We start from the raw sequence: 25,724 nt of genomic DNA, 5'->3' as shown, positions 1-25,724 counted from the left end.
CGCTGTCCGGCGCGCATTTGTCGTCGGATGAGAATTTTACTCGTAGTCGGCGAGCCGCAGTCCCGTGAATTGCCAGCGGTGGTGCGGATAAAAGAAGTTGCGATAGGTGATACGGCTGTGCCCTTCCGGGGTTGCAAGCGAAGAGCCGCGCAGCACCAGCTGGTTGACCATGAACTTCCCGTTGTATTCGCCGAGGGCGCCTTCGATGGCGCGATAGCCGGGGTAGGGCGAATACGAGCTGCGGGTCCACTGCCAGACGATGCCGAAGGCATCGTTGAGCTGGCCGGCGCGAGCCGCGACCTCCCACTCCATCTCGGTCGGCAGATGTTTTCCCGTCCAGCGCGCGAAGGCGTCGGCCTCGTAATAGCTGACGTGGCAGACCGGCGCGTCGGGATCGACCGGCTTGAGGCCGGCCAGCGTCATCACATGCCATTGGCCGTCGATCTCGCGCCAATGGCCCGGTGCCTGCCAGTCGTCCTTGCTGGCGGCGGCAAAACCGTCCATCAGCCACAGCGTTGCGGTCCGGTAGCCGCCGTCGCGCATGAAGGCGAGCCATTCGCCATTGGTGACGAGATTGCGTGCGAGCTTGACCGGGCCAACGAGGGCACGATGGGCCGGCTTCTCGTTGTCGAAATGAAAACTGTCGTCGACATGACCGACGGTGTGGATGCCTTCGTTCAGCGTCAGCCAATCGTCGCCGGCCGGCGCCGCGGTCGGGAAGCGCCAGTCCGGATCATAGGCCGGCGGGATCGGATTCTGCGCGAAGGCGTGCAGGATGTCGGTGAACATCAATTCCTGATGCTGCTGCTCGTGATTGAGGCCGACCTCGACCAGTGGCGCGATCTCGCGAAGCTTGTCCTCGCCGGCGTCGCCGAAGAATTTCACGACGGCAGCGTCGACATGTTTTCGATAGGCGCCGACCTGATCGGCGCTCGGACGGGTGATATCGCCGCGGTGATTGCGGGAATGGCGCGGGCCGGCGCTGACGTAATAGGAATTGAACAGGAAGGCGAAGTCGGGATGAAAGGGCTGGTAGCCCGCACAGTGCTCGCCGAGCACGAACTGCTCCCAGAACCAGGTGGTGTGCGCCCGGTGCCATTTCGTCGGGCTCGCGTCCGGCATGGACTGGATCTGCTGGTCCTCCGGCGACAGCGGCGCGGCCCGGCGCTCGGTCTCGTGGCGGACGGCGAGAAACGCGTCTTCCAGCCTCTGGGCAAGGCCGCCCAAATCGGCCGACGGTGACGGGGCGGGGGCCGTAGCGGAGCCTTGTTTCGTCACGTTTTTCTCCAGACAGGACAAGAGAACGTTGTTGGCGTTGTCGGGTTCCAAAACGCCGGGTTCGTCCTAGATAGGAGCTCCGTGACGGTATGAAAGTCCTCCTCGGCGATGATATTCGTGCCATCATGCAATGGGCCGCTGCTGCCGAGAGCGGTCCGCCCAGGGGCCGCTCGCCGCCATTTTACTTTGGATGCACAACGGTTTGGGCTACATATATGGGGAGGGATCGGGTTAAATCGGCTGAGCCAGCCCGAAGCAATTGGAGTGGGCTCCGCCCCATAAGGACACGGATATGAGCATCGAGGAATTCATCGCTAACGAAGTGAAGTCGAACGACGTGGTTCTGTTCATGAAGGGTACGCCGCAATTTCCGCAGTGCGGGTTCTCCGGCCAGGTCGTCCAGATCCTCGACCACATCGGCGTCGGTTATAAGGGCCTCAATGTTCTCGAATCCGCCGAACTGCGCAACGGCATCAAGGACTTTTCGAACTGGCCGACCATTCCGCAGCTCTATGTGAAGGGCGAGTTCGTCGGCGGCTGCGACATTGTCCGCGAGATGTTCCAGGCCGGTGAGTTGCAGCAGCTCTTCTCCGAAAAGGGCGTCGCTGTCGCGGCCTGATACGTGACCCGGCTGACGCGCCGGATCGGAGGCGCCGAGCTCAAGGTCATCGTTGCTGACATCACCACGCTGAGCGTTGACGCCATCGTCAACGCGGCCAACACGTCGCTCCTTGGTGGGGGCGGCGTCGATGGTGCGATCCATGACGCTGCCGGTCTCGAGCTTCTAGCCGAGTGCCGGAGGCTTGGAGGATGCCCGACCGGCGATGCCAAGATCACGCCGGGCTACCTTCTCCCTGCGCGTCATGTGATCCATGCGGTCGGTCCGGTCTGGCACGGCGGCACTCGTGGTGAGGCTGAGGCGCTGCGCTCCTGCTATCGCCGTGCGCTTGAGCTCTGTGAGGCTAATCAGCTGACCTCCGTGGCGTTCTCCGCGATTTCGACCGGGGTTTACGGCTTTCCCGCCGACCAGGCCGCGACGATTGCGGTCCATGCGGCCATTGAAGCCCTGCCGGCCGCGCCGCTGGTGGTCGAGGTCATATTTTGTTGTTTCTCGGAAAAGAGCGCGGTTCTGCACGCGGACGCTTTGGCGCGGCACAGCAGCCCTTGTGCCGACTGACGTGGTCAGTACACTCCGCCGGGCCATGTTCCGGGGAGGGGATATGATTTCACAGTCTGGACTGCGTGCGCTGGTCTGCGCCGCGCTTGTGTCGTTGGGTACGACGTCGTTCGCGCGGGCGGAGGGCACCTACGAGATTCCGGCCGGCGCGCATTTCAACAAGGACAAGCTCGCCAGGATCACCGAGTTCTTCAAGAACGAGGTCGCGACCGGCAAGATCGCCGGCGCAAACGTGCTCATCAAGCAACATGGCAAGCCGGTCTACCACGAAGTCTTCGGCGTGCAGGACGTGGTCAGTAAGGCGCCGATCACCGACAAGACGATCTTCCGCCTGTTCTCGATGAGCAAGGCGATCACGTCCGTGGTCGCAGTGAAGTTGATCGAGGAAGGTACGATCAAGCTCGACGATCCCGTCTCGAAATACATTCCGTCCTTCGCCAACGTGAAAGTCGGCGTCGAGAAGAAGGCCGAGGACGGCACCAAATCGCTCGAGCTCGTGCCGCCGAACCGGCCGATGACGGTGCACGATTTGATGACGCACACCTCGGGCGTCACCTACGGCTTCTACGGCGACAGTCTGGTCCGCAAGGCCTATCGCGAGGCCAACATCTATGCCGGCGATTTCGACCTCGCGGAGTTCGCCGAGCGCATCGCAAGACTGCCGCTGCACAACCAGCCGGGCGCGCTGTGGCAATACGGCCATTCCACCGATATCCTGGCCCGGGTCATGGAAGTCGCGGCCGGCAAGCCGCTCATCGAGATCGAACGGGAGAAGCTGCTCGATCCGCTCGGCATGGTCGATACCGGCTTCTTCGTCACCGATCCCGAGAAGCAGAAGCTGCTGGCGCAGCCGGTGCCGAACGACAGCGATTTCCGGGTCGGACGGATCAACGATCCGACGGTCGCCAAGAAAATCCAGTTTGCCAGCGGCGGTATGGTTACGACCATGGCGGATTATGAGCGCTTTACGCAGATGCTGCTCAACGGCGGCAGCCTCGACGGCAAGACGATTCTCAAGCCCGAGACGTTCAAGCTGATGGCGACCGACCAGATCGGACCCAAGTCGGGTGTCGATCGCGATTATTTCTACTTCCCCGGCGATGGTTTCGGCTTCGGTCTCGGACTTGCGGTCCGCACCGATCCCGGCAACGCAAAACCGCCGCCGCCCGGCGATCTCGGCGAATTGAAATGGGACGGCGCCTCCGGCTGCTATTTCGTGATCGACCCCAAGCAGGACATGTTCTTCGTGCTGCTGGAGCAGACCCCGACCGAGCGCCAGCGCGTGCAGCGAACATTGAAGCAGCTGGTTTATGAAGCAATGGAGAATTGACATGGTCGGGCGCCGCGCATTGATCGCGGCGCTCGTCCTTCTCGCCGGCGGCATCGTTGCGGAGGCAGGCTCGGAGAGACCTGTCGTCCGCACGCTCTCGCCCGCGGGGCTGGCGAAGGTTTCCGACTACATCCGCAACGAGGTCGCCACCGGCAAGATCCCCGGCGCCATCCTGCTGCTTCAGCAGCACGGCAAGCCGGTGTATTCCCAGAATTTCGGCGTCCGCGACGTCGCGACCGAACTCTCGATGAGCGCGGACACGATCTTCCGCCTCTACTCGATGTCGAAACCGATCACCTCCGTGATGGCGATGATGCTGGTCGAGGAGGGCAGGCTTTCGCTCGACGATCCCGTCTCGAAATACATTCCGGCTTTTTCCGGCATGAAGGTCGGTATCGAGAAAAAGGCCGAGGACGGCAAAGTCGCCCTGGCGCTGGAGCCGCTGGAGCGACCCATCACGATCAAGGATCTGCTGCGCCACACCTCAGGGCTGCCTTACGGCTATTACGGCGGCGGTATGGTGCGCGAGCTCTATGCGGACGCCAATCTCTTCAACAGCAATCTGACCAACGCCGAATTCGCCGCCAAGATCGCCACGCTGCCGCTGGTCGAGCAGCCCGGCACGGTGTGGGATTACGGCTATTCCACCGACGTGCTCGGCCGCGTCGTCGAAATCATCACGGGAAAGACGCTGCTGCAGTTCGAGAAGGAGCGGCTGCTCGATCCGCTCGGCATGACCGAGACGGCTTTCTTCGTCGCCGATCCCGCCAAATTCCCGCGCATCGCCGAGCCGATACCGGAGGATCGCTACATCAATCCATCGACGCAGCTCCGCGACATCAGGCGGCCGGCGACATGGGAATCGGGCGGCGGCGGCATGGTCGGTACCGTCGGCGACTACGCCCGCTTCGCCCAGATGCTGCTCAACGGCGGCACGTATGAGGGCCGGCGCTATCTCAAGCCAGAGACCATCGCGCTGATGGCCTCGGATCATATCGGGTCGGAGACGAAGATCGCGCGCGACCAGAACTATTATCCGGGCGGATCTTCCGGCTTCGGTCTTGGCTTCGCCGTGCGCACCTCGGTTCCCCCTGGAACGGCGTGGCCGCTCGGCGAATATCGCTGGGACGGCGTCGGCGGCACGTTCTTCTTCATCGATCCCGAGGACGATCTGTTCGGAATCTTCATGGTGCAGACCCCGACGCAGCGCGGCCGGATTCAACTGGCACTGAAGACGCTGATCTACCAGGCGATGGGGCGGTAGCCTTTTCGTCTAGCCCCGCTGTGGTAGCCCGGATGGAGCGAAGCGCAATCCGGACCGCTGCCGATGTCGCCCCGGATTTCGCTGCGCTCCATCCGGGCTACGGGGCTACAGGACTTACGCTCCGCGCGCGATCTCGCGCACGTAGCCGATCGTCTCCTCGATCTGGCTCGCATTGACGTCGAGATGCGTGCAGGCGCGAATGCGGCCGTCCATCATCGCAAGCGTCACGCCGCGCTGGCGCAGTGCCGCGACCATCTTGTCGCCGGGAATGCCGGCTCCATCGGGCTTGAAGAACACCAGGTTGGTCTCGGGCTCCTGCACTTCGACGCCAGGGATCTGCGACAGACCGCGGGCGAGCGCGCGCGCGTTGGCGTGATCGTCGGCGAGCCGGTCGACGTGATGGTCGAGCGCGTAGATGCAGGCCGCCGCGCAAATTCCGGCCTGCCGCATCGAGCCGCCGAGCCGCTGCTTCCACTGCCAGACCGCATCGATGAAGGCGCGCGATCCCGCCAGCACACCGCCGATCGGCGCGCCCAAGCCTTTCGAGAAGTCGATCCAGGCCGAATCCCACCCCGCGGTCATGTCACGCGGGGAGATGCCGCTCGCGACAGTGGCGTTGAGCAGACGCGCGCCGTCCATGTGAGTGACGAGGCCATGTTGTTTCGCGATCGCGACGATCTCGTCGAGCGCGGCTTTCTTCCAGATTGTGCCGCCGCCGATATTGGCGGTCTGCTCGACGCTGACCACCGTCTGCGGCGGCTGATAGCGGGTGCGTGGATGCAGCGCTTTGCGGAACGTCTCCGGCGTGAACTGGCCGTCGGGTCCCTTCAGCTGCGTGACCTGGAAGCCGCCGATCGCAGCATGCGCGCCGCCTTCGCGCGCGATAATGTGGGCGCTCTCATGCGCGAGGATCTCGTCCCCGGGACGGCAATGCACCAGCGTCGCGGTGACGTTGCACATCGTGCCGGAGGGCATGTACACGGCGGCTTCCTTGCCGAGCAACTCGGCGACGCGCTCGCATAGCGCGTTCACGGTCGGATCATCGCCGACCTGCTCGTCGCCGACCTCCGCGCGCGCCATCGCCTCGCGCATCGCAGGTGTCGGCTTTGTCTGCGTGTCCGAGAGCAGATTGATGCGCACCGGCGGCGCCTTGGGGTCGATCGGGGGAGGGGTGTAGAGCATGCGACGCCTCCTGAAGGCAAACGGCCAATGAAGTGTGGCTCTTAAGCAAAAAGGCCCCGGCGAACCGGGGCCTTTCGATATTCAGATCTTAGCGCGAATAGAATTCGACGACCAGATGCGGCTCCATCTGCACCGGGAACGGCACGTCCGAGAGGTGCGGGATGCGAATATATTTGGCGGTCATCTTGCCGTGGTCGACTTCGAGATAGTCGGGGGTGTCACGCTCGGAGAGCTGGCTGGCTTCGAGGACGTGGGCGAGCTGCTTGGAGGCTTCCTTGACCTCGATCACGTCGCCGATCTTGACCAGATAGCTCGAGATGTTGACCTTGCGGCCGTTCACCTTGACGTGGCCGTGGTTGATGAACTGGCGCGCGGCGAAGATCGTCGAGACGAACTTGGCGCGGTACACAACCGCGTCGAGACGGCGCTCGAGCAGGCCGATCAGGTTCTCGCCGGTATCACCCTTGAGGCGGCTGGCCTCGACATAGATGCTGTGGAACTGACGCTCGGAGATGTTGGCGTAATAGCCCTTCAGCTTCTGCTTAGCGCGCAGCTGCACGCCGAAGTCGGAGAGCTTACCCTTGCGGCGCTGGCCGTGCTGGCCGGGGCCGTATTCGCGGCGGTTCACGGGGCTCTTCGGGCGGCCCCAGATGTTCTGGCCCATACGGCGATCGAGCTTGTACTTCGCCTCACTGCGCTTAGTCATCGCGTCCTCTTCAGGTACATGGTTTGAGGAAACGCGCCCTCCTGTGTGACGGGCTAGGCCGGCACTGACAGGTCCGATCCCAAAGCTTGAGGGACAGGACCACGGGTCGCGAAACGCATCGCGGGCCGAAATCGGCCCGCGAGCAAGCGGCTTTTAGGAGGATTTGGGGCTCGCTGTCAATGCGAATGGCCCGGAATCACGTCCCGACTGCCCGGATCGGCTTCGACCCGGCCGCCCGTAATTCGGCAGCAATTTCAGTGTTCAGGACCTGTTCCAGCCGGGTCAGGACCCGGGCGATCGGGGCGGCGTCGGTCACCCGGTGATCCCAGCGAATCACGACATGGATGGTCTGGTCGGGCCCGACCACCCCATAGCTGACGATGAAGGGGCCGGGCGTGATGGGGTGAAGCTCGCCGCCGCCATAGGCTGCCACCGAGCTCACCGCGAAGCTGCCGAACCAATTGCCGCGCTGCCGGCCGAATTTCAGCCCGATAGCCCAGGACAGCCGCCGCAGCGGCAGCGGCAGGCGGGTCACCCGCATGATCTTGCGGAACATGGGAATTTCGTCGATCGGGGCGGTCTTGGCGCGCCGGATCTCGGCGTCGACCGCAGCCAGCGTCATGGCCTCGGGAGCCACGATTCGCTGCGGGATCACGCATTCCTCGCCGCCCTCGACCCGGGCAATGGCCACCGACGCGACGCTCTTCGGCAGCTCGTAGAGCGACGGCCAGGGCCATTTGGCATAGACGGTACGCAGGACCGGCTCGTCCCTGGCGACGAGGGCAAAAGCCTTGACGAACATGGCCGCCCAGCCGGCTGGCGCCATCGCGCCCGCGCGGGCCTCCAGCAGGCGGCCGATATCGAGCGAACGGGACAGGGACACGAAGGGCACGCCCATCGAGGCGTGCATGAGGTCGACAATCAGGCGACGCGGCAGCGAAATGGTCTTGGACGTCCCGCGCATCGCTCTTTGGTTTCCCCTGATTAAAGTTTGTGCAGCGAGCGGAGTTCCCGCCCGCCGCCTGCTCTAGCACGAACCAACCCGCGTGGGGCCGGTCGGTTCGCCGCATCAGGGCGCCGGCGAGGCCAGCGGCTTGGTCTTGTCGACGACGTAAACTCCGAGCACTTTCATAGCCTTGTCGCCGTGGGCTTTGGCGTCATGCACGACACCTGCCGGGATCTGGTAGGAATCGCCGGCCTTCAGCGTCTTTTCCGGCTGCCCGTCGATGAGGAGATTGAGCTCGCCTTCGAGCACGTAGCCGGTCTCGATGCCAGGATGGGTATGGCGACCGGCCGCGCCGCCCGCCGGGACTTCCGCGATGGCCGTGATGGTGTTGTAGCCATCCGGAAATTCGACCTTCTGGAGCGGGGTGCGCTTGATGCCGGGCTGCTGGGCGAAGGCGGCAACGGCAAGGCCGGTGAAGGCAAGAGCGAGCAAAGTCTTTTTGAACATGGTTTTTCCTCCCTGGAACGACCGACCCTAGCAGCGCGGTGGTTCCCGGCAAAACTCCCGGCAAGACTCAATGGCTAGCCCTTGATTCCGTCGAACGCCGCCATGATGCCGCGCTGGAACAACGACCAGTCGAAGCCGAGCGCGATCGCGCGGTAGCCGCGGTCGACCAGAGCGTTGGCCTGGTCTGCGGTACGCGCCACGCCGCCAATCGGCACGCCGCTTCTGAGGATGCCGGCCTCGGCCCGCGCCACCAGCTCCAGCAATTCCGGATCGTCCATCTGGCCGCGCTTGTTGATGGAGGTGGCGAGATCGCCGGGGCCGATCACAGCGACGTCGATGCCGGGCGTCGCCATGATCTCGTCGATGCGGTTGACGGCGTCGACGTGCTCGATGGTGATCATGCAGATCATCTCGTCATCCGCGCTCGCCATATAGTCCGGCATCGACTGGCCCCAGCGGAATGGCGCATGGAACGGACCCCAGAGCCGATCGCCGCGTGGCGGATAGCGCACGCTGCGCACCGCTTTCTCAGCCTCCGCGCGATTGGTGATCATCGGGAAATTGATGCCGAAGGCGCCGATGTCCATCGGTGCCTTCGCAAGCCATGGCTCGTTCGCCGCGATCCGCACCAGCGGCGTGCACGGTGTGCCGGTGGTGGCCGCGATCATCGCATGTGCTTCGGTCAGTCCAATCGGGCCGTGCTCGAGATCGACGATGATCCAGTCGAGCGAGCGCGCCATGATCTGCACGGTCTGCACGCTCGGGATCGTCGCGATCGCACCGAAGGCGGGGCGACCCTCGCGCCAGAGCTGGCGGAGACGGTTGAGCGGCGTTGCGGAGACCGACATGGGAAGAACCTGCAGGAAACGACGACGGCGGAGCCTAGCAGCGCGCCGTCGAGGCGCAAGGTCAGGCTGGAATGCGGCCGCCGAAGAACGGCATCAGCACGGCCGAAAGGCCATGCACGCGGTTCGAGGTGAAGATCATCTCGGCGCCGGATTGCGCGATACCATCGGTGTGCGGGCCGAGCAGATCCGAGACGCGGCGGGCGATCGCGGGCGCCGGATCGATCCAGTCGACCGGCCAGGGGGCCAGCTTTCTCAGCCGGTCGAGCAGCAGCGGGTAATGCGTGCAGGCGAGCACCACGGTGTCGGTGCGTGCGCCTGCGTCGCCGGCATCGCCGACGAAACACGGGGCGAGCTCGGCGAGGATGGCGTCGTCGCTGACGGGAGAGCCGTTGAGCTCTGCTTCGGCCAGCGCCGCCAGCTCGGGCGAACCGACCAGCGTCACCTCGCAGCCTTGCGCGAAATCGCGGATCAGCGCCTTGGTGTATTCGCGCTTCACCGTGCCCTTGGTGCCGAGCACCGACACCCGCCGGCTCCTCGACTGCGCGCAGGCTGGCTTGATCGCCGGCACCGTGCCGACGAAGGGCAGGGAATAAGCGGCGCGCAGATGCGATAGGACCAAGGTGGACGCCGTGTTGCAGGCGATGACGACGAGGTCAGGATCGTGCGTGCCGATCAATTCCCCCATCAGCGGCACCACGCGGGCGATGATCGCGTCCTCGCTATGGTGGCCGTAGGGGAAGAAGGCGTCGTCGGCGACGTAGACGTAATGCGCATCGGAGCGCGCGGCCACGACCTCACGCAGGACCGTGAGCCCGCCAAGGCCGGAATCGAACACCAGAATCGTCGGGGAATTGGTCACGTGATCACTCTAGCCCGACATGGTTACCATTCGGTTTTTGGGGCGGTTTTGCGGCAGGGGCGCTTAAGGCTAATTTGCAGCGATTCGATTTCGGGATTGCCGCATGGTCCCGGTATCAGCTGCCGTACTGCGGTGCGGATACGGACAGGCCCGCAAAACTCCGGAGAGCCGACATGATCAGAAATACCAGTCACGGCTGGGGCATCATTTCCCGATGGCTGCACTGGAGTCTGGCGCTGACCATCATCGGTATGATCGGCTTCGGGTGGTGGATGAACCACATCCCGGCGCGTCCCGACCGCTTTTTCTACCGTTCGATCCACGCCGATATCGGCTATGTGATCCTGCTGCTCACCGTGCTGCGCCTGGTGTGGCGCCTCGTCAACCCGACACCGCCCATGCCGGCCGAGACCTCGCGCTGGCAGAAGGTCGCGGCCCATGTCAGTCACGGCGCGCTCTATCTCGCCGTCATCCTCGTCACCATGTTCGGCTGGGCACATTCCGGTGCGCACGCGCCTGATTATTCGGGCTTCTTCGGCCTGTTTCACGTGCCGCAATTCACCGCTCCCGACCGCGCGGAGGCGGACGCCTATGAAGACCGCCACATTCTCTTTGCCTATGTGCTGCTCGCCTTGATCGCGGTTCACGTGATCGCCGCCCTGTGGCACCATTTCATCCGCCGCGACCGCGTCGTGGCGCGGATGGTGACGGACGAGGCGGGGTAGGGCGGCTTCGTGCTTCTGTTCGATCCGTCATCCTGAGGTGCGAGGATTGCGATGCGCATGCATCGCAATCGGAGCCTCGAAGGATGAGCCGCCGGATGCAGCCGGGCCGTCGCCCTTCGAGGGCCGCTGAAGAAGCGGCCACCTCAGGGTGACGGTTGTGGAATGACATTGCTTCGACATCGCAATGACGCAGTATGATGCGGCGCCACGACCGATCAAACTCATGACTCGCAGGAGGCCTCATGCTCACCGTCCATCATCTCGGCAAGTCGCAGTCCGAGCGAATCGTCTGGCTGTGCGAGGAGCTGGGAATTCCCTACGAGCTGAAGCGCTATACGCGCGATCCCGTCACGATGCTGGCTCCGGCCGAGTACAAGGCGCTGCATCCAGCTGGTACGGCGCCTGTGATCACCGACGGCGAGCTGGTGCTCGCGGAATCCGGCGCTGTCGTCGACTACATCGTTGCAAAATATGGCAACGGACGACTCGTGCTCGGTCCCACTGATCCTGCCTTCGCGCAGTTTCTGTATTGGCTTCATTTCGCCAATGGCACCCTGCAACCCGGCATGGGACGGATGATGATCCTGAGCCGGCTGGATCTCGCCAAGGACAATCCGACCCTGCTCGCGATGAAGGGGCGTCTCGATCGGGCCTACGATCTTCTCGACGCAAGGCTTCACGAGGCCGAATATCTTGCGGGCAGCGCCTTCACGACCGCCGACATCATGACGGTGTTCTCACTCACCACCATGCGCTACTTCCAGACCTATGACCTCCAGCGCTGTCCCAACGTGGCCAAATATCTCGGCCGCATCAGCGCGCGGGCGGGCTATCGGCGTGCGATGGAGAAGGGTGATCCGGGCATGGCGTTGCTGCTGAGCTGAGCGGCGACGCGCACTCGATCACGCAATCCTGTTCGTGGTGGCCGCCCGCTCGGACGCCAGCTGATTCTGCAACCGATCGATGTTCTGCAGCAGGCGCTGGCTGGTCAGCACCAGGAAGTAATAGCCGAACTGCGGATCCTGGAAGTAGATCTCGAGCAACCGGTCATAGGTAATCGTCAACACCTGTCCGTCTTCGATGCATTCAATCGTTCCGGTGCGCCGGTTGCCCGGCGTGAGGAAGCCGAGCTCACCCATCAGCGCGCCCGGCATGATCTCGATATTGATCTCCTTGACCAGGAACTTGCCGGTGACCGTGAGGAGCATCTCCTTGGCTGGATCGCCGAGTTTGAAGAGCGTGTCGCCGCGGCGATATTTGCGTTCGGTCATGAACGGCTTGAGCCATTCGATCGACATGTCGCCTTCGGCCGCATGGCGCGCCTTCTTGACGAGTTTGAGCATCTGCCGCAGGCGCAAGGCGTTGATGGGTAGCAGCAGGAGATAGAGCAGGAAGGTCGAGACGTTGGCGGAGAGCGCGCCGAAGACGGCGAAGAACGCGCAGCCGATCATGTTGGCGACGCGCAGCGGCACCATGGTCCGCATCAGGAGGGTGGCGACGAAGAAGCCGGCCCCGACCGCGGCGAACATATTGGCCAGCGTGATGTTTTGGACGAAGATCTCCAGCATCCGATTGAAGATCGAATCGTAGGTGACGTTGTTCGGATCGAGGCCCATCTGGACCAGGATCTTCGCGATCCTGAGGTTATCCGTCGCCGCCTCGAGAATGCGGTCGAGGATCGACGAAATGTCTGCGCTGCCGGACGGCATGGTACTATCCCCGCGTAAGGCCTTCAGTCACGGTCGTATTCTCGACACCTATAGCCGAAATCGAACGACGACCGCTTGAATGAAGCTTTCGGCCGCCGTGCCGCAAGAGGCAAATTTTAGCCTGATCGGGCGTTTCGGCAATTGCCTGTTTGACGGTGTGTATGGCCGTGGCGCGCCCGCGATTCGGGGCCCACCGGGTACGAGCCTCTGTGTGGTGGATCCCGGCTGCCGACGGGGCGGGGCAGGACCAGGCGTGGGCGTGGGGCGATCCCCCGCCTTAGGGCTTGGCGGGCGGCACGACCTGCTGCTCGACCAGGCCGAGGTGCCCGGGCAGCGAACCGGCGCGCAGCAGCATGGCGACGCTGTTTGCTTCCTCCAGGGTGAAATTGCCGGAGATCTGGCCCGAGCCGCCGGTGATGGGCTCGCGGATCACGGGAGCGGAGATCACCTTTCCGTCGAGCACGATGGCGAAGGGCTTTGCGATATTCTCCTCGGTGATGTGGGCAAAGCGCCGCGTGCCGCGGCCGTTGAAACGGAACGAGGCGATCGGCTCTTTCGTGGCGGTCGCAAACCCCGGGCCCGCATAGCTGATGTCGTCGCCGTCGAGCACGCTGTCCTTGGCGACCAGATAAAGGCTCTTGTCCTTGAAGCCGGGCAGGACTTCCGTGCCAGCCGGCGGCGTGCCGGCTTGCGCCTGCTCAGGCTGCATCGAGAGGTCGATCAGGCGGAAGCCGACCTTGACCCTTCGGGCGAAGACTGTGGTGACACGCTCGGGCTCCATCACACCGGGCAGGAAGATTCGGATACGGTCGGTCCCATCGGGCTGGACGCTGGCGAGCTGGACGCCGGCCTCCTTCAGACGCTGCTCGATCATGGCGATGGCATCTTCGACGAGATCGTGCAACCGCGCGGCGGATGCCGCATTGGTCGGCGCGAGCCTGACCAGTCCGTCGCCGCCGTCGGTCACGGCGAGTGCATGCGACGGCAATCCTTCCGCGGCCGACGCCAGCTTGCGTGCGAGTTGCTCGCGGCCCTTGACGTCGGCAATCTTCAACTCGACGCCGCCGTCGCGGATCGCGAGACCGGAGAAGGCGATCTTGCCCTCGCGCAGGGTCTTGTAGACGTCGTCGCGCAAATCCGTGACGACGCTCTCGCGCAGGCCATCGGTGTCCACCTTGTAGACGATGCGCGATCCGCCGAGCTTCTCCATCTTGTCGCTGATGAAGGCCGAGATCTTGGCGCGCATCTTGTCGGTCTGGCCGTCCTCGGCGTGGGCCGCGCGGGTCGGCGCGAGCACGGCCATCATGGCGAGTGCGACGATCAGCCGTGTGGCGCGGTCCCGCAGGGGCGTCGTCATGATTACCTCGAGTCTTGCGGCAGGGCGCTGGCAGGCGAGTCCGATGCATGTTCTTGGTCCCCGGACCGGACGCGGAGGTTCAAAGGCCTCTTATCCGAATGCGACTGCGGTAGCCTTAAGTCATGGACGAACGCCAAATAATCCATCATTCTATCCGTGCGCGACCGGCGACTGGTCGGCGCCTCGCCAACCAAAAGTCAAAAGACAGGGCGTGGGGAAGTGCATCTGAGGGAGAACGGAATTTCATGGCGGGCATCCATGCGCTCGATCGGTTCATCGGCAACGACTATCCGGAATTGGCGACTGACGAAGAGGTCCGGGCCTTCGAGCAAGTCCCTTACGCCGATCGCGTCGCGGCCGAGAGCACTTACGACGCCATCAGGCTGGGTGCGGCCCGTAACCCCGACGGGCCGGCGCTCCAGTTCCTGCAAAATGCCGATCCGGCCGACACGCCGGTCGTGGTCACGTACCGCGACTTCATCGCGCGCGTCACGCAGGCCGCCAACATGTTTCACGCGCTTGGCGTCGAGAAAGGCGACGTCGTCAGCTTCATGCTGCCGCTGGTGCCGGACGCCTTTGTAACGCTGTTCGGCGCGGAGACCGCCGGCATCGCCAATCCCGTCAATCCGCTCCTGGAGCCGCACCAGATCGCGGAGATTCTGGAAGCGGCGAACACAAAAGTCCTGGTGGCGCTCGGGCCGATGCCGGGCACAGACATCTGGCAGAAAGTCGAGCAGATCAAGCCGCAGCTCAAGCATCTCAAGGCGATCGTACAGGTGTTCGGTGGCGGTGACCCGGGGAAGGGAGTCTTTGCCTTCAGCGACCTGATCAAGCAGCAGCCTTCAGACCGCCTTATCAGCGGACGCAAGATTCTGGGCAACGACATCGCCGCCTATTTCCACACCGGCGGCACCACCGGCACGCCAAAGCTGGTGCGGCACACGCATGCCAACCAGGTCTATCAGGCCTGGGCGCTCAATCTGCTGCTGAAGTCGAAGCCGGGCGCCAACATGCTGTTCGGCATGCCGCTGTTTCACGTCGGGGGCTCGTTGACGCAGGTGCTGACGACGCTGGCGGCCGGCGGCTCACTGGTCGTGCTGTCACCGAGCGGTTGGCGCAATCCGAATGCGGTGAAGAACATCTGGCAATTGGTCGAGCGCTTCAAGCCGGAGGCGCTGTCGAGCGTGCCGACGGTACTCGCCGCAACGCTCGCGGTGCCGCCTGGCAATGCCGACATCTCCAGCCTGAAATACGCGGCCGGTGGCGGCTCGGCGATCCCGGTCGCGGTGGGGTCTGCGATCCAGGACAAGCTCAAATTGCCTGTCGTCGAGGTCTACGGCATGACCGAGACCTCGAGCGTGCACACGCTGGCCTATCGGTCGCGGCCGATCCGGCTCGGTTCGGTCGGCCTTCCGATGCCCTACGCGCGGGTCCGCATCGTCCAGCTCGATGCCGATGGCCGCCTGATCCGCGACTGCGCGCCGGACGAGATCGGCGTCGTCATCATGGCCGGGCCCGGCGTGTTCGGCGGCTATCTCAACGACGAGCACAACAAGGGTGCCTTCGTCGACGAGGTCTGGGTCAATTCCGGCGATCTCGGCCGGCTCGATGCCGACGGCTATCTCTGGATCACCGGCCGCGCCAAGGATCTCGTGATCCGCGGCGGCCACAACATCGATCCCGCGCCGATCGAGGAGATTATGTTCCGCCATCCCGCCGTCGGCTTTGCCGCGGTGGTCGGCCAACCCGACGCCTATGCCGGCGAGCTGCCGGTGGGGTATGTGCAGCTGAAGCCGGGGGCGATCGTCGAACCGGGCGAGCTGGAGACATGGGTGCGCGAGCGTACGCCGGAGCGCGCGGCTGTCCCGGTGCAGGTCATCCCGATCGATCCGATGCCGGTGACAGGCGTCGGCAAAGTGTTCAAGCCGCAGCTGCGCTGGGACGCAGCCCAGCGCGTGTTCACGAAGGTGCTGACACCGCTCGCCGCGCGTGGCATCGACTGCAAGGTCAGGGTCGGCGCTCACGGCAGCCACGGTTCGATCGCCACCGTGACGCTGGCGGGCCTGCCGGCGGATCAGCGCGAGGCGGTTGCGAGCGAGGTGCACGCACTGCTTGCACCGTTCGTGATGCGCCATGAGGTGGTGCAAATGTAACGGACCCGACGGACGGCTTTGGCGTCAGCTCGAAAGCAGAGCGACGCTTCGCCGCATTATCCATACCCCCGATAGAGCCCCTTATGTGACAAGTATCACATAGGAAGAATTGGTAATTGAGCGATGGTCCGAATAGTCTCGTGGAATTGCATCCGGGGGGACGCAAGTGATTCCGTTTCGGATATTTGCTTTGTTGATTTTGGCTATTGGCCTCGCCTGCGGACCGGCCCATGCGGACCGGCGGGTCGCGCTTGTCATCGGCAATTCCGCCTACAAGAGCGCGCCCAAGCTCGGCAATCCCGTCAACGACGCCACTCTGGTCGGCGGTATGTTCAAGAAGGCGGGCTTTGATTCCGTCGATGTCAGGCTGGATCTCAGTGCCAGCGAGATGCGGCGCATGTTGCGTGAGTTCGCCGGCAGGACCCGCGATGCCGATATGGCGGTGATCTATTACGCCGGCCACGGCATCGAGCTGGAAGGCACCAACTATCTCATTCCGATTGACGCGACGCTGGAGACGGACGGCGACGTGCTCGACGAGACCATCCCGGTGGAACGTGCGCTGTTCGCGGTCGAGCCGGCCAAGCAGCTGCGCCTGATCATCCTGGACGCCTGCCGCGACAATCCGTTTTCCAAGACCATGAAGCGGACGCTGGCCTCGCGCGCGATCGGACGGGGGCTTGCCAAGGTCGAGCCGACCAGCCCCAACACCATGATTGCGTTCGCGGCAAAGGCCGGTTCGACCGCGTCCGACGGCGACTCCAGGAACAGCCCGTTCGCCGTCGCTTTGGTCGAGCACCTGCCGAAGCCGGGACTCGATTTGCGCAAGGCGTTCGGCTTCGTGCGCGACGACGTGCTCAAGAACACCGGCTACAAGCAGGAGCCCTATGTCTACGGCTCGCTCGGCGGCGACGATGTGCCGCTGGTCGCGACCAAGCCGGCGGCGACCGGCCCGCAGGCCAATCCGCAGGATTCTATTCGCAGGGATTACGAGCTCGCGCTGCAGCTTGCCACGCGCGACGGTTGGGAAGCCTTTCTGGCGCAATATCCCGAGGGGTTCTATGCGAATCTCGCCAAGGGCCAATTGAATAAGATCGGCGCCGAGGAGACGCGCGCGTCGGCCGAGCAAAAAGCGAATGCGGCCGAGCAGCAGAAGGCAAGGCTTATTGCCGAACGCGCCCAGAAGGCCGAGCAGGACAGGGCGGCCGCGGCGGCCAAAGCCGCCGAAGAGGCGCGGATCGCGGCCGAGAAGCAGAAGCAGATCGAGCAGGCGCGGACTGATGCGGCCGAGCACCAGCGCAAGCTGGCCGAGGCTGCCGCTGCGAAAGCACAGGCCGAGAAGCAGGCGGCGGAGAAGGCCAAGGCCGAGCTTGTTGCCAAACAGGCCGCAGAGAAGGCGGAGCAGGCGGCAAAGCCGACGGCCGATCGGCAGATTCCTGAGGTCGAGCAAAAAGTTGCAGCCCTTTCACCGGCGCCGGCATCCACATTGTCGTCGGCTGATCTGACAAAATCATTGCAGAGCGAATTGCGCCGTGTCGGCTGCCTGTCCGCCACCGCCGATGGCGAGTGGAGCGCCGCCTCGCAGCGTTCGCTGGCCCTGTTCAACAAATATGCGGGCACCCAGTTCGACGCCAAGCTCGCAAGCGTCGACGCGCTCGATGCGCTGAAGGCAAAGCCCGGACGGGTTTGCCCGCTCATTTGCAATTTCGGCTCCAAGGCCGACGGCGATCAATGCGTGAAAATCACCTGCCGCGCCGGCTATCGCGTGGGTGATGATAACGAGTGCGAGAAGGTACCAGAGAAGAAGCCGGTGGCGACGCGCGAAGATTCGAGGAGGCGGGATACGGACCGGAAGGCAGGCGAATCTTCGCCGTCCAGGCCTGAGGCGAGTGGACAAATCATTTGCAGTTCGACCGGCTGTCGCCCGGTGCAAAAGGGATGTCGGCTTGTTAGCGGCACGATCCCCGGTAGGGTTAGTTCGAATACAGCCACCGGCGGCAACTTCGAGGTCTGCAACTAGGGTGTCACTGGCAATCGCCCGTATAAGGCTCGTTCTTCTATGATCGTCTTGCGATCTCTTTCAATGTTGATTTTCGGTCTTTGGCTGGGGTGCGGATCGGCCCAGGCCGACAAGCGCGTTGCGCTCGTCATCGGCAATTCCGCCTACAAAAACGCGCCGCGGCTCGCGAACCCGGTGAACGACGCCGGGCTGGTCGGCGGTATGTTCAGGAACGCGGGCTTCGATACGGTCGAGATCAGGCTGGACCTCAACGCCAGCGAAATGCGGCGATCGCTACGCGACTTCGCGGCCAGGACGCGCGATGCCGACATGGCGGTGATCTACTATGCGGGCCATGGCATCGAACTGGACGGCAGCAACTATCTCGTTCCGACCGATGCCATGCTGGAAACCGACGGCGATGTCCTCGACGAGACGATCGCGCTTGATCGCGCGCTGTATGCTGTCGAACCAGCCAAACAACTCCGTCTCGTCATCCTCGATGCCTGCCGCGACAATCCCTTCGCCAAGACGATGAAGCGCACCTTGGCCTCGCGCGCGATTGGTGGCGGGCTTGCCAAGGTCGAGCCGACCAGTCCGAACACGATGATCGCGTTTGCGGCCAAAGCGGGATCGACGGCGTCGGATGGCGACTCCCGCAACAGCCCGTTCGCGGTCGCGCTGACCGATCATCTGCCCAAGCCCGGGCTCGACTTGCGCAAGGCGTTCGGGTTTGTCCGTGACGACGTCTTGAAGAAGACCGGCAACAAGCAGGAGCCGTATGTCTATGGCTCGCTGGGGGGCAGCGATGTGCCGCTGGTGCCGGTGAGGCCGGCCGCCGCAGCCGGCCCGCAGGCAAATCCGCAGGACAGTGTGCGCAAAGACTACGAGCTAGCCCTTCAGGCCGGCCTGCGTGAAGCTTGGGAGGCATTCCTCCAGACCTATCCGGACGGGTTTTACGCCAACCTCGCCCGTGTCCAGTTGAAGAAGATTGCCGCCGAGGAGGATCGCACGGTGGCGACCGAGAAGGCGCGGTTGGCCGAACAGGAGAAGGCGAGGCTCGCTACCGAACGAGCCCAGAAGGCCGAGCAGGAGAAAGCCGCCGCCGCTGCCAAAGCCGCGGAAGAGGCGAGGATCGCGGCGGAGAAGGCCAAGCAGGTCGAGCAGGCCAAGGCGGAGGCGGCCGAACGAGATCGCAAGGCGGCGGAAGCTGCCGCGGCCAAGTCGCTCGCGGAGAAGCGGGCGCTGGAGAAGGCGGCGACCGAGGCGGCTGCGAAGCAGGCGGCTGACAAGCAGGCGGCTGATGCCGAAAGCAGGAAGGTCGCCGCGCTGTCGCCGCCGCCGCCAAACGCTGCGCCACCCGGCGACCTCGCGAAATCCGTTCAGGGCGAACTGCGCCGGGTCGGCTGTCTTTCGTCCGCCGCTGACGGCGACTGGAACGCTGCAACGCAGCGCTCGCTGACTCTGTTCAACAAATATGCCGGCACCCAGTTCGACGCAAAGCTCGCGAGTGTCGACGCGCTCGATGCGCTGAAGGCGAAGCCGGGGCGGGTCTGCCCGCTGGTATGCAATTTCGGCTTCAAGGCCGACGGCGATCAATGCGCGAAGATCACCTGCCGCGCCGGTTATCACGTCGGCGACGACAACGAGTGCGAGAAGATTCAGGAGAAGAAGCCGGTCGCGGCGCGCGAGAATTCGAAGAGGCGCGACAGCGACCGCAGAGATGCTGAGTCTACGGCGCCAAAGTCACAAGCCTCCGGCCAGATGATCTGCAACGGCGCCGGATGCAGACCGGTCGCGAAGGGCTGTCGCCTTGGGCTCGTGCCCAATGCGAACGCCAGCTTAAAAATCACAGGTGAGGTCTGCAACTGAGGTCTAGGCAGCGGTGATGTCCGGCCGGACTAGACACGCCTGCGATTGAGGTGAGGACAGACGACACGAGCCTTGCATGCCTCGCCGCAAGCGATCATCATCCCCAAAAAAATGGGGGAAACCGATGCCACAACTCTCTCGCCGCCACCACCTTCAGCAATTGTCGGCCGTATTCGGATCCGCCGCGTTGTCAGGATGGTCGAGGCCGGTATCGGCTTCGGAGGCAGACATTCCCCCCGAGGGCATCGGCAAGGGCATCAAGCACATCTCCTATAGCGACATCGGCGGACGGCCCGACAGCGTACAGGTGATGTTCAACCGGCAGCACGTCTATGTCGGACATATGTTCAGCGACGGCGTGACGATCCTGGACGCATCCGACCCGCGTGCGCTGAAGCCGGTCAATTTCTTCACCGCAGGACAATACACCCGCACCCACCATTTACAGGTGGCGGAAGATTTGCTGCTGCTTGCGAACGGCGCCAATATTGTCGCGATGCAGTCCTACGACAACATGCGCGGCTATTTCGAGAACACGCTGGTCGACAGCATCACCAAGGCAAAGAAATTCCGCTGCGGCCTCTCGATCCACGACATCTCGAAGCCGAACGAGATGCGCGAGATCGCGTTTCTCGAAATGCCTGGCTTCGGCATCAACCGGCTGTGGTGGCCGGGCGGCCGCTATGCCTATGTGTCGGCGCATCTCGACGGGTTCACCGACCACATCCTTTGCGTGGTCGATCTCAGGACCATCACGAAGCCGGAGATCGTCGCGAAATGGTGGCTGCCCGGCATGAACCGCGCGGCCGGCGAGCCGGCGACGCCAAAGGGCAAGCGCTTTGCGCTCCATCACATGATCACGGCTGGTGATCGCGGCTATGCTGCCTGGCGCGATGGCGGCTTCACCATTCATGACATCAGCGATCCCACCAATCCAAAGCTGCTGTCCCACATCAACTGGTCGCCGCCCTTCGCCGGTGGCACGCATACGCCGCTGCCGCTGCCCAAGCGGCAGCTCGCGATCGTCGCGGACGAAGCCAATGCGGACAATTGCGCCAAGGGCCTGTTCCATACATTCGTCCTCGAAGTGCGCGCGCCTGGAAACCCGGTGCCGATCGCAACCCTGCCGACCCCGCGCGAACGCGATTTCTGCACGAACGGTACCTTCGGACCGCATAATCTGCACGAGAACCGCCCGGGCTCGTTCCAGAGCGAGGAGACGATCTTTGCGACCTACAACAATGCCGGCGTCAGGGTGTTCGACGTCAGGGACGCCTTCGCACCGAAGGAGATCGCGTATTGGGTGCCGCCGACACCGAAAAAGCTCATCGACCCCCGCCCGAACGTCGCGCTCGCGGCCAAGACCTGCGACGCCTATGTCCGGCCCGACGGGCTGATGTTCGTCTCCGACTGGAACGCCGGCATGCACGTGCTGCAATATCAGGGATGAGCGGAGGAGCGCGTAGGTGGGTTAGTCCTGCCGATGCGCAAAGCGCATCTGCTCGGCGTAACCCACCTCTTCTGTTTCCGTGGACAGAGACGGCGGTGGGTTACGCCTTCGGCTAACCCACCCTACGAATCCGACTAACCCGCCGGCATCCGCGTCTCCACTAGACGCGCCCAATACGATGCGCCGTGGCCGAGGATGTTGTCGTTGAAGATGTAGGCCGGGTGGTGGCACTCGTTGCCGTCGCCCATGCCGACCAGGATCATCGCTCCGGGGCGCGCTTCCAGCATGAATGAAAAGTCTTCGGCGCCCATCATGGGAATGAACTTGTCGTTAACGCGCTCGGCACCGACGATGTCGCGGGCGACGTCGGCGGCAAGGCCGGCCTCGCGGGCATGGTTCATCGTCACCGGATACATCCGCGTGTATTTGGTCTCCGCCGAACCGCCATAGGCGCGCGCAACGCTGTTGGCGACCTCGCCGATACGGCGCTCGACGAGATCGCGCACTTCAGGGTCGAGCGTGCGCACGGTGCCGCCGAGCTCGGCGATCTCCGGGATGATGTTGAAGGCCGTGCCGGAGTGGAATTGCGTGATCGAGATGACGGCGGATTTCAGCGGATCGACGTTGCGCGCGACGATCGATTGCAGCGCGTTGACGATCTGCGCGCCGATCAGCACGCTGTCGATGGACTTGTGCGGACCGGCGCCGGCATGGCCGCCCTTGCCGTGGACCGTGATCTGAATGTTGTCGGAGGAGGCGAGCATCGCGCCTGGCGTGGTCGCGAAATGCCCTTCTGGCAGGCCCGGCATGTTGTGCATGCCATAGACCTCCTGGATGTTCCAGCGCGTCATCAGCCCGTCCTCGACCATCGCCTTGCCGCCGCTGCCGCCTTCTTCCGCGGGCTGAAAGATCACGACCGCGGTGCCGTCGAAGTTGCGCGTCTCGGCGAGATATTTGGCGGCGCCGAGCAGCATGGCGGTGTGGCCGTCATGGCCGCAGGCGTGCATCTTGCCGGGGACCTTGGAGGCGTAGGCGACGCCCGAGGTCTCCATGATCGGCAGCGCGTCCATGTCGGCGCGCAGGCCAATGGTCTTGCCCGAGGCGGATTTGCGGCCGCGGATCACACCGACGACACCGGTGCGGCCGATGCCCGTCACCACCTCGTCGCAGCCGAACTCGCGCAAGCGGTCGGCAACGATGCCGGCGGTGCGGTGGACGTCGTATTGCAGCTCCGGGTTCTCGTGGAAGTCATGGCGCCAGGCGGCCATTTCGTCGGAGAGGGCGGCAACGCGGTTGACGATGGGCATGGAGGCTCCGTCTCTGTTGTTGTTGCCGGATGAGCGAAGGGCCATCCGGGATCTTTTGTGAGAGAAGTCCCAGGTATCGCTGCGCTCACCCGGGCTACGAATGACGTTCAGCTTTCGCCGAACACGCGCTTGAAGATCGTGTCGACGTGCTTGAAGTGATAGGCGAGGTCGAACTGCTCCTCGATCTCGGCGTCGGTGAGATACTTCTTCACGTCAGCGTCCTTCTTCAGGAGCTGGAGGAAGTCGCCTTCGCCGCGCCAGACCGGCATGGCGTTGCGCTGCACGAGCTTGTAGGCGTCCTCGCGGCTCGCGCCCTTCTGCGTCAGCGCCAGCAGAACACGCTGCGAATGCACGAGGCCGCCGAGGCGGTCGAGGTTCTTCTGCATGTTGGCGGGGTACACCAGCAGCTTGTCGATCAGGCCGGCGAGGCGGACCAGCGCGAAGTCGAGCGTCACGGTCGCGTCGGGGGCCATCATGCGCTCGGCGGAGGAGTGCGAGATGTCGCGCTCGTGCCAGAGCACGACGTTCTCCAGCGCCGGCGTCACATAGGCGCGCACCATGCGCGACAGGCCGGTGAGGTTCTCCGAGAGCACCGGATTGCGCTTGTGCGGCATCGCGGACGAACCCTTCTGCCCTTCGGAGAAGAACTCCTCGGCTTCCAGCACTTCGGTGCGCTGCATGTGGCGGACCTCCACCGCGAAACGCTCGACCGAGGACGCGATCACGCCGAGCGTCGAGAAATACATCGCGTGGCGGTCGCGGGGAATGACCTGCGTCGAGATCGGCTCGGGCACGAGACCCATCGCCTTGGCAACATGCTGTTCGACGCGCGGATCGATCTGGGCAAAAGTGCCGACCGCGCCGGAGATGGCGCAGGTCGCGACTTCCTTCCGCGCCGCGATCAGGCGTTCCCTGGCGCGCGAGAACTCCGCATAGGCATAGGCGAGCTTGAGGCCGAAGGTCACGGGCTCGGCGTGGATGCCGTGGCTGCGGCCGATGGTCGGCGTCATCTTGTGCTCGAAGGCGCGCTTCTTCAGCGCAGCCAGCACCTTGTCGAGGTCGGCGAGCAGCAGGTCGGCGGCGCGGGTGAGCTGGATGTTGAGGCAGGTGTCGAGCACGTCTGAGGAGGTCATGCCCTGGTGCACGAAACGCGCCTCGGGGCCGACGATCTCGGCGAGGTGGGTGAGGAAGGCGATGACGTCGTGCTTGGTCTCGCGCTCGATCTCGTCGATGCGGGCGACGTCGAAGGTGGCGTTCCTGGCCTTGGCCCAGACCGTTTTGGCGGCCTCCTTGGGAATCGTGCCGAGCTCGGCAAGGGCGTCCGCCGCATGCGCCTCGATCTCGAACCAGATCTTGAACCGGGTCTGCGGCTCCCAGATCGAGGCCATTTCCGGGCGGGTATAGCGGGGGATCATTGGACTGCTCCAGGAAGGTGGGCGGGCGACCCCAAGGGAGCGACCTGCCAAAATGCTTTTTACGCCGTGATCTAGCAGAGCGGGGAGGGCGAAACAAACGACACCGGCAACGTAGCGGGGGATGATTGGGCTGGACAGGATCATCGGCCCGGCCGCCGCGGGCGATGGGCGGCCCGCGCCCAAGGGGGCGCAGATATTAACTGTCAATCACGGATCATTGACTGACAGATATTGAAATCTGTCAGCGAGACGTGTATATCTCTTCTCGGACGCTCCGATTGGGCGTCTGGCGGCATCCCGGGAGCCCGACGTCCCCAGACAGATGGGGATTGAGGGTCGCAATTGAACAACGGGGACCGCCAATTGATTGGAGACTTACGACAATGACGACCGAAATCATCAATTTGACCGGGACGATTGGGCATTGGCTCAATTTACTGGTGGCGCGCCAGATCGCGGCGCAGGCTGCAAAACTGCCTCATTAAGGCGAGAGCTTTCCGAAACGACCGGCACGGGCGCTTCGGAAGCAGCTCCGTCGCCGGGTAACTGAGCCCTCAACGGGAACATGGTGCTGGCATGAACGAAGCCGTTATCTTGACGCCGGAGCGGATCCTCGAAGTCACCGAGGACGTGCTGCGGCGTTACGGACTCGCCAAGGCCACCGTGGTCGACGTGGCCCGTGCGCTCGATGTGAGCCACGGCAGCGTCTACCGCCATTTTCCGAGCAAGGCCTCCCTGCGCGAGGCCGTCGCCAAACGCTGGCTGGACCGCATCGACGCGCCATTGCGCCAGCTGGCCGAAGAGCAGGGGCCGGCCCCAGCACGGCTCGACCGCTGGCTGCGCACCCTGTTCGCCGCCAAGCGTTCGCGCGTGCTCGACGACCCCGAGATGTTCGACACCTATCTGACTCTGGCGCGCGAGGCGTGTGCAGCCGTCAAGTGCCACAAAGACACCATGATCGACCAGATTGCGGCGATCCTGAACGATGGCGTGAAGCAGGGCGTGTTCGAGGTGGGCGACGTCAAGACCACCGCACGCGCCATCTTCGATGCCACCGTCCGCTTCCACCATCCGGCCCACGCCGACGAATGGAAGGACGCCGATCTCTCGGCGCGTGTCGATGCGACGCTGGCTTTGGTATTGCGCGGGCTGAAGGCGTAGGCCGAACACCTCCACGCCCTTCCAAAGCCGTTCGATACGCATTGGCGCCGCTTAACTATCCTTCGACCTTGTGGGTGAGCGCACCATCGCGGAGCGAACGCGGATGGTGGGCCTTTTTCCGCCCACGAAGAGCGGTACCCGCCAACGGCACGACCGGCGGGCTTTCCGGATACGCATTGACTTCGATTTCGACCAGGTCCTTCGCCCGCTTTCGAAGCCTGTAGAATGCAAGCTCTTGTTCGAGCATGGGGCAGTGGAATCGAATCGTTGCTGTGTCTGGCAAGCGACAGAGTTCATCGATGAGCTCGCCGACAGTGATGAGCGCGGGATAGGTAGCTTCGCGGATAGCCTTACTCATGGCGGAACTCCTTCACTCCGGTACTAACCAGAGTTCGACGGCCTCCGTTCCAATCCGCATCGCAAGGCGGTCGAAATATCCTTGGATGTGCCCGCATGCGGAGGAGGGCTCCGTGCGTTCT

At 63.8% G+C, this 25,724-nt stretch carries 23 protein-coding genes; 11 read left to right on the top strand and 12 right to left on the bottom strand.

The features are described 5' to 3' along the window. Window positions 1-36 precede the first annotated feature (36 nt). Entirely contained in the window at window positions 37-1,329 is a 1,293-nt protein-coding gene (gene egtB, locus AC0L3P_RS08710; protein ID WP_473301613.1) for an ergothioneine biosynthesis protein EgtB, read from the bottom strand. A gap of 241 nt (window positions 1,330-1,570) precedes the next feature. Here egtB and grxD point away from each other — a divergent pair, with 241 nt between their 5' ends. From grxD to AC0L3P_RS08690, 4 genes are read left to right on the top strand one after another with little or no spacing between them, the layout of a single operon-like run. Continuing rightward, complete coding sequence (gene grxD, locus AC0L3P_RS08705) at window positions 1,571-1,897, top strand: Grx4 family monothiol glutaredoxin (RefSeq protein ID WP_063995769.1); 327 nt, start codon at window positions 1,571-1,573, stop codon at window positions 1,895-1,897. Window positions 1,898-1,900: 3 nt separating this feature from the next. Continuing rightward, window positions 1,901-2,455: an O-acetyl-ADP-ribose deacetylase gene (locus AC0L3P_RS08700; RefSeq protein WP_473301612.1), complete on the top strand. Its 555-nt coding sequence runs from the start codon at window positions 1,901-1,903 to the stop codon at window positions 2,453-2,455. Window positions 2,456-2,498: 43 nt separating this feature from the next. Continuing rightward, window positions 2,499-3,785 (top strand): serine hydrolase domain-containing protein, encoded by a 1,287-nt coding sequence (locus AC0L3P_RS08695; RefSeq protein ID WP_275170078.1) that lies wholly within the window; start codon window positions 2,499-2,501, stop codon window positions 3,783-3,785. A gap of 1 nt (window position 3,786) precedes the next feature. After that, window positions 3,787-5,049, top strand: coding sequence for a serine hydrolase domain-containing protein (locus AC0L3P_RS08690; RefSeq protein ID WP_275170079.1), 1,263 nt, complete (start codon window positions 3,787-3,789; stop codon window positions 5,047-5,049). Window positions 5,050-5,163: 114 nt separating this feature from the next. Here the strand turns inward: AC0L3P_RS08690 and AC0L3P_RS08685 are convergent, their stop codons facing one another. From AC0L3P_RS08685 to murI, 6 genes are all read right to left on the bottom strand, one after another. Next, window positions 5,164-6,231, bottom strand: coding sequence for a threonine aldolase family protein (locus AC0L3P_RS08685; RefSeq protein WP_354208501.1), 1,068 nt, complete (start codon window positions 6,229-6,231; stop codon window positions 5,164-5,166). Window positions 6,232-6,319: 88 nt separating this feature from the next. Continuing rightward, window positions 6,320-6,937, bottom strand: a complete 618-nt coding sequence (gene rpsD, locus AC0L3P_RS08680) for a 30S ribosomal protein S4 (protein ID WP_007612106.1) — start codon at window positions 6,935-6,937, stop codon at window positions 6,320-6,322. 196 nt (window positions 6,938-7,133) lie between these two features. Further along, window positions 7,134-7,901: an acyltransferase gene (locus tag AC0L3P_RS08675; RefSeq protein WP_354058271.1), complete on the bottom strand. Its 768-nt coding sequence runs from the start codon at window positions 7,899-7,901 to the stop codon at window positions 7,134-7,136. A 105-nt stretch (window positions 7,902-8,006) separates the two neighbouring features. Then, window positions 8,007-8,390 carry a cupin domain-containing protein gene (locus tag AC0L3P_RS08670; protein WP_354208502.1) on the bottom strand — a complete coding sequence of 128 codons (384 nt, stop codon included), beginning with the start codon at window positions 8,388-8,390 and terminating at the stop codon, window positions 8,007-8,009. A 74-nt stretch (window positions 8,391-8,464) separates the two neighbouring features. Then, entirely contained in the window at window positions 8,465-9,238 is a 774-nt protein-coding gene (locus tag AC0L3P_RS08665) for an HpcH/HpaI aldolase family protein (protein WP_354208503.1), read from the bottom strand. A gap of 61 nt (window positions 9,239-9,299) precedes the next feature. Then, complete coding sequence (murI, locus tag AC0L3P_RS08660) at window positions 9,300-10,097, bottom strand: glutamate racemase (protein WP_354208504.1); 798 nt, start codon at window positions 10,095-10,097, stop codon at window positions 9,300-9,302. A 173-nt stretch (window positions 10,098-10,270) separates the two neighbouring features. On the opposite strand from murI, the gene AC0L3P_RS08655 reads away from it, so the two are divergent. Continuing rightward, window positions 10,271-10,822 (top strand): cytochrome b, encoded by a 552-nt coding sequence (locus AC0L3P_RS08655; RefSeq protein ID WP_473301611.1) that lies wholly within the window; start codon window positions 10,271-10,273, stop codon window positions 10,820-10,822. Between the two features lie 242 nt (window positions 10,823-11,064). Continuing rightward, the gene (locus AC0L3P_RS08650; RefSeq protein WP_473301610.1) at window positions 11,065-11,706 is read left to right on the top strand and encodes a glutathione S-transferase family protein; all 642 of its coding nucleotides are present in this window, start codon (window positions 11,065-11,067) and stop codon (window positions 11,704-11,706) included. Between the two features lie 18 nt (window positions 11,707-11,724). Here the strand turns inward: AC0L3P_RS08650 and AC0L3P_RS08645 are convergent, their stop codons facing one another. Both AC0L3P_RS08645 and AC0L3P_RS08640 read right to left on the bottom strand, forming a co-directional pair. Then, the gene (locus AC0L3P_RS08645) at window positions 11,725-12,531 is read right to left on the bottom strand and encodes a Crp/Fnr family transcriptional regulator (RefSeq protein ID WP_275170088.1); all 807 of its coding nucleotides are present in this window, start codon (window positions 12,529-12,531) and stop codon (window positions 11,725-11,727) included. A 277-nt stretch (window positions 12,532-12,808) separates the two neighbouring features. Then, on the bottom strand, window positions 12,809-13,888 hold the full coding sequence (locus AC0L3P_RS08640; RefSeq protein WP_473301609.1) for a SecDF P1 head subdomain-containing protein: 1,080 nt from the start codon (window positions 13,886-13,888) through the stop codon (window positions 12,809-12,811). A gap of 245 nt (window positions 13,889-14,133) precedes the next feature. On the opposite strand from AC0L3P_RS08640, the gene AC0L3P_RS08635 reads away from it, so the two are divergent. The 4 genes from AC0L3P_RS08635 (at window position 14,134) to AC0L3P_RS08620 (ending at window position 21,362) form a co-directional block, all read left to right on the top strand. Beyond that, on the top strand, window positions 14,134-16,041 hold the full coding sequence (locus AC0L3P_RS08635) for an acyl-CoA synthetase (protein WP_473301608.1): 1,908 nt from the start codon (window positions 14,134-14,136) through the stop codon (window positions 16,039-16,041). A 193-nt stretch (window positions 16,042-16,234) separates the two neighbouring features. Then, window positions 16,235-18,061 carry a caspase family protein gene (locus AC0L3P_RS08630; RefSeq protein WP_473301607.1) on the top strand — a complete coding sequence of 609 codons (1,827 nt, stop codon included), beginning with the start codon at window positions 16,235-16,237 and terminating at the stop codon, window positions 18,059-18,061. A 39-nt stretch (window positions 18,062-18,100) separates the two neighbouring features. After that, complete coding sequence (locus AC0L3P_RS08625; RefSeq protein ID WP_473301606.1) at window positions 18,101-19,912, top strand: caspase family protein; 1,812 nt, start codon at window positions 18,101-18,103, stop codon at window positions 19,910-19,912. Window positions 19,913-20,036: 124 nt separating this feature from the next. Beyond that, complete coding sequence (locus AC0L3P_RS08620) at window positions 20,037-21,362, top strand: LVIVD repeat-containing protein (RefSeq protein ID WP_473301605.1); 1,326 nt, start codon at window positions 20,037-20,039, stop codon at window positions 21,360-21,362. 134 nt (window positions 21,363-21,496) lie between these two features. Here the strand turns inward: AC0L3P_RS08620 and AC0L3P_RS08615 are convergent, their stop codons facing one another. After that, the gene (locus tag AC0L3P_RS08615; RefSeq protein WP_473301604.1) at window positions 21,497-22,669 is read right to left on the bottom strand and encodes a M20 aminoacylase family protein; all 1,173 of its coding nucleotides are present in this window, start codon (window positions 22,667-22,669) and stop codon (window positions 21,497-21,499) included. Between the two features lie 107 nt (window positions 22,670-22,776). After that, on the bottom strand, window positions 22,777-24,084 hold the full coding sequence (purB, locus tag AC0L3P_RS08610) for an adenylosuccinate lyase (protein ID WP_473301603.1): 1,308 nt from the start codon (window positions 24,082-24,084) through the stop codon (window positions 22,777-22,779). Window positions 24,085-24,660: 576 nt separating this feature from the next. On the opposite strand from purB, the gene AC0L3P_RS08605 reads away from it, so the two are divergent. Continuing rightward, entirely contained in the window at window positions 24,661-25,245 is a 585-nt protein-coding gene (locus AC0L3P_RS08605) for a TetR/AcrR family transcriptional regulator (protein ID WP_473301601.1), read from the top strand. 55 nt (window positions 25,246-25,300) lie between these two features. Here AC0L3P_RS08605 and AC0L3P_RS08600 read toward each other — a convergent pair whose 3' ends face one another. Next, a complete protein-coding gene (locus tag AC0L3P_RS08600; RefSeq protein WP_473301600.1) occupies window positions 25,301-25,603 on the bottom strand; it encodes a hypothetical protein in 303 nt (100 codons plus the stop codon). Between the last annotated feature and the right edge of the window lie 121 nt (window positions 25,604-25,724).

This window comes from Bradyrhizobium sp. WSM4874, from assembly GCF_055811835.1.
Note: the sequence above shows the minus strand (reverse complement) of the source record. Positions and strands in the feature narration are given on the sequence as shown.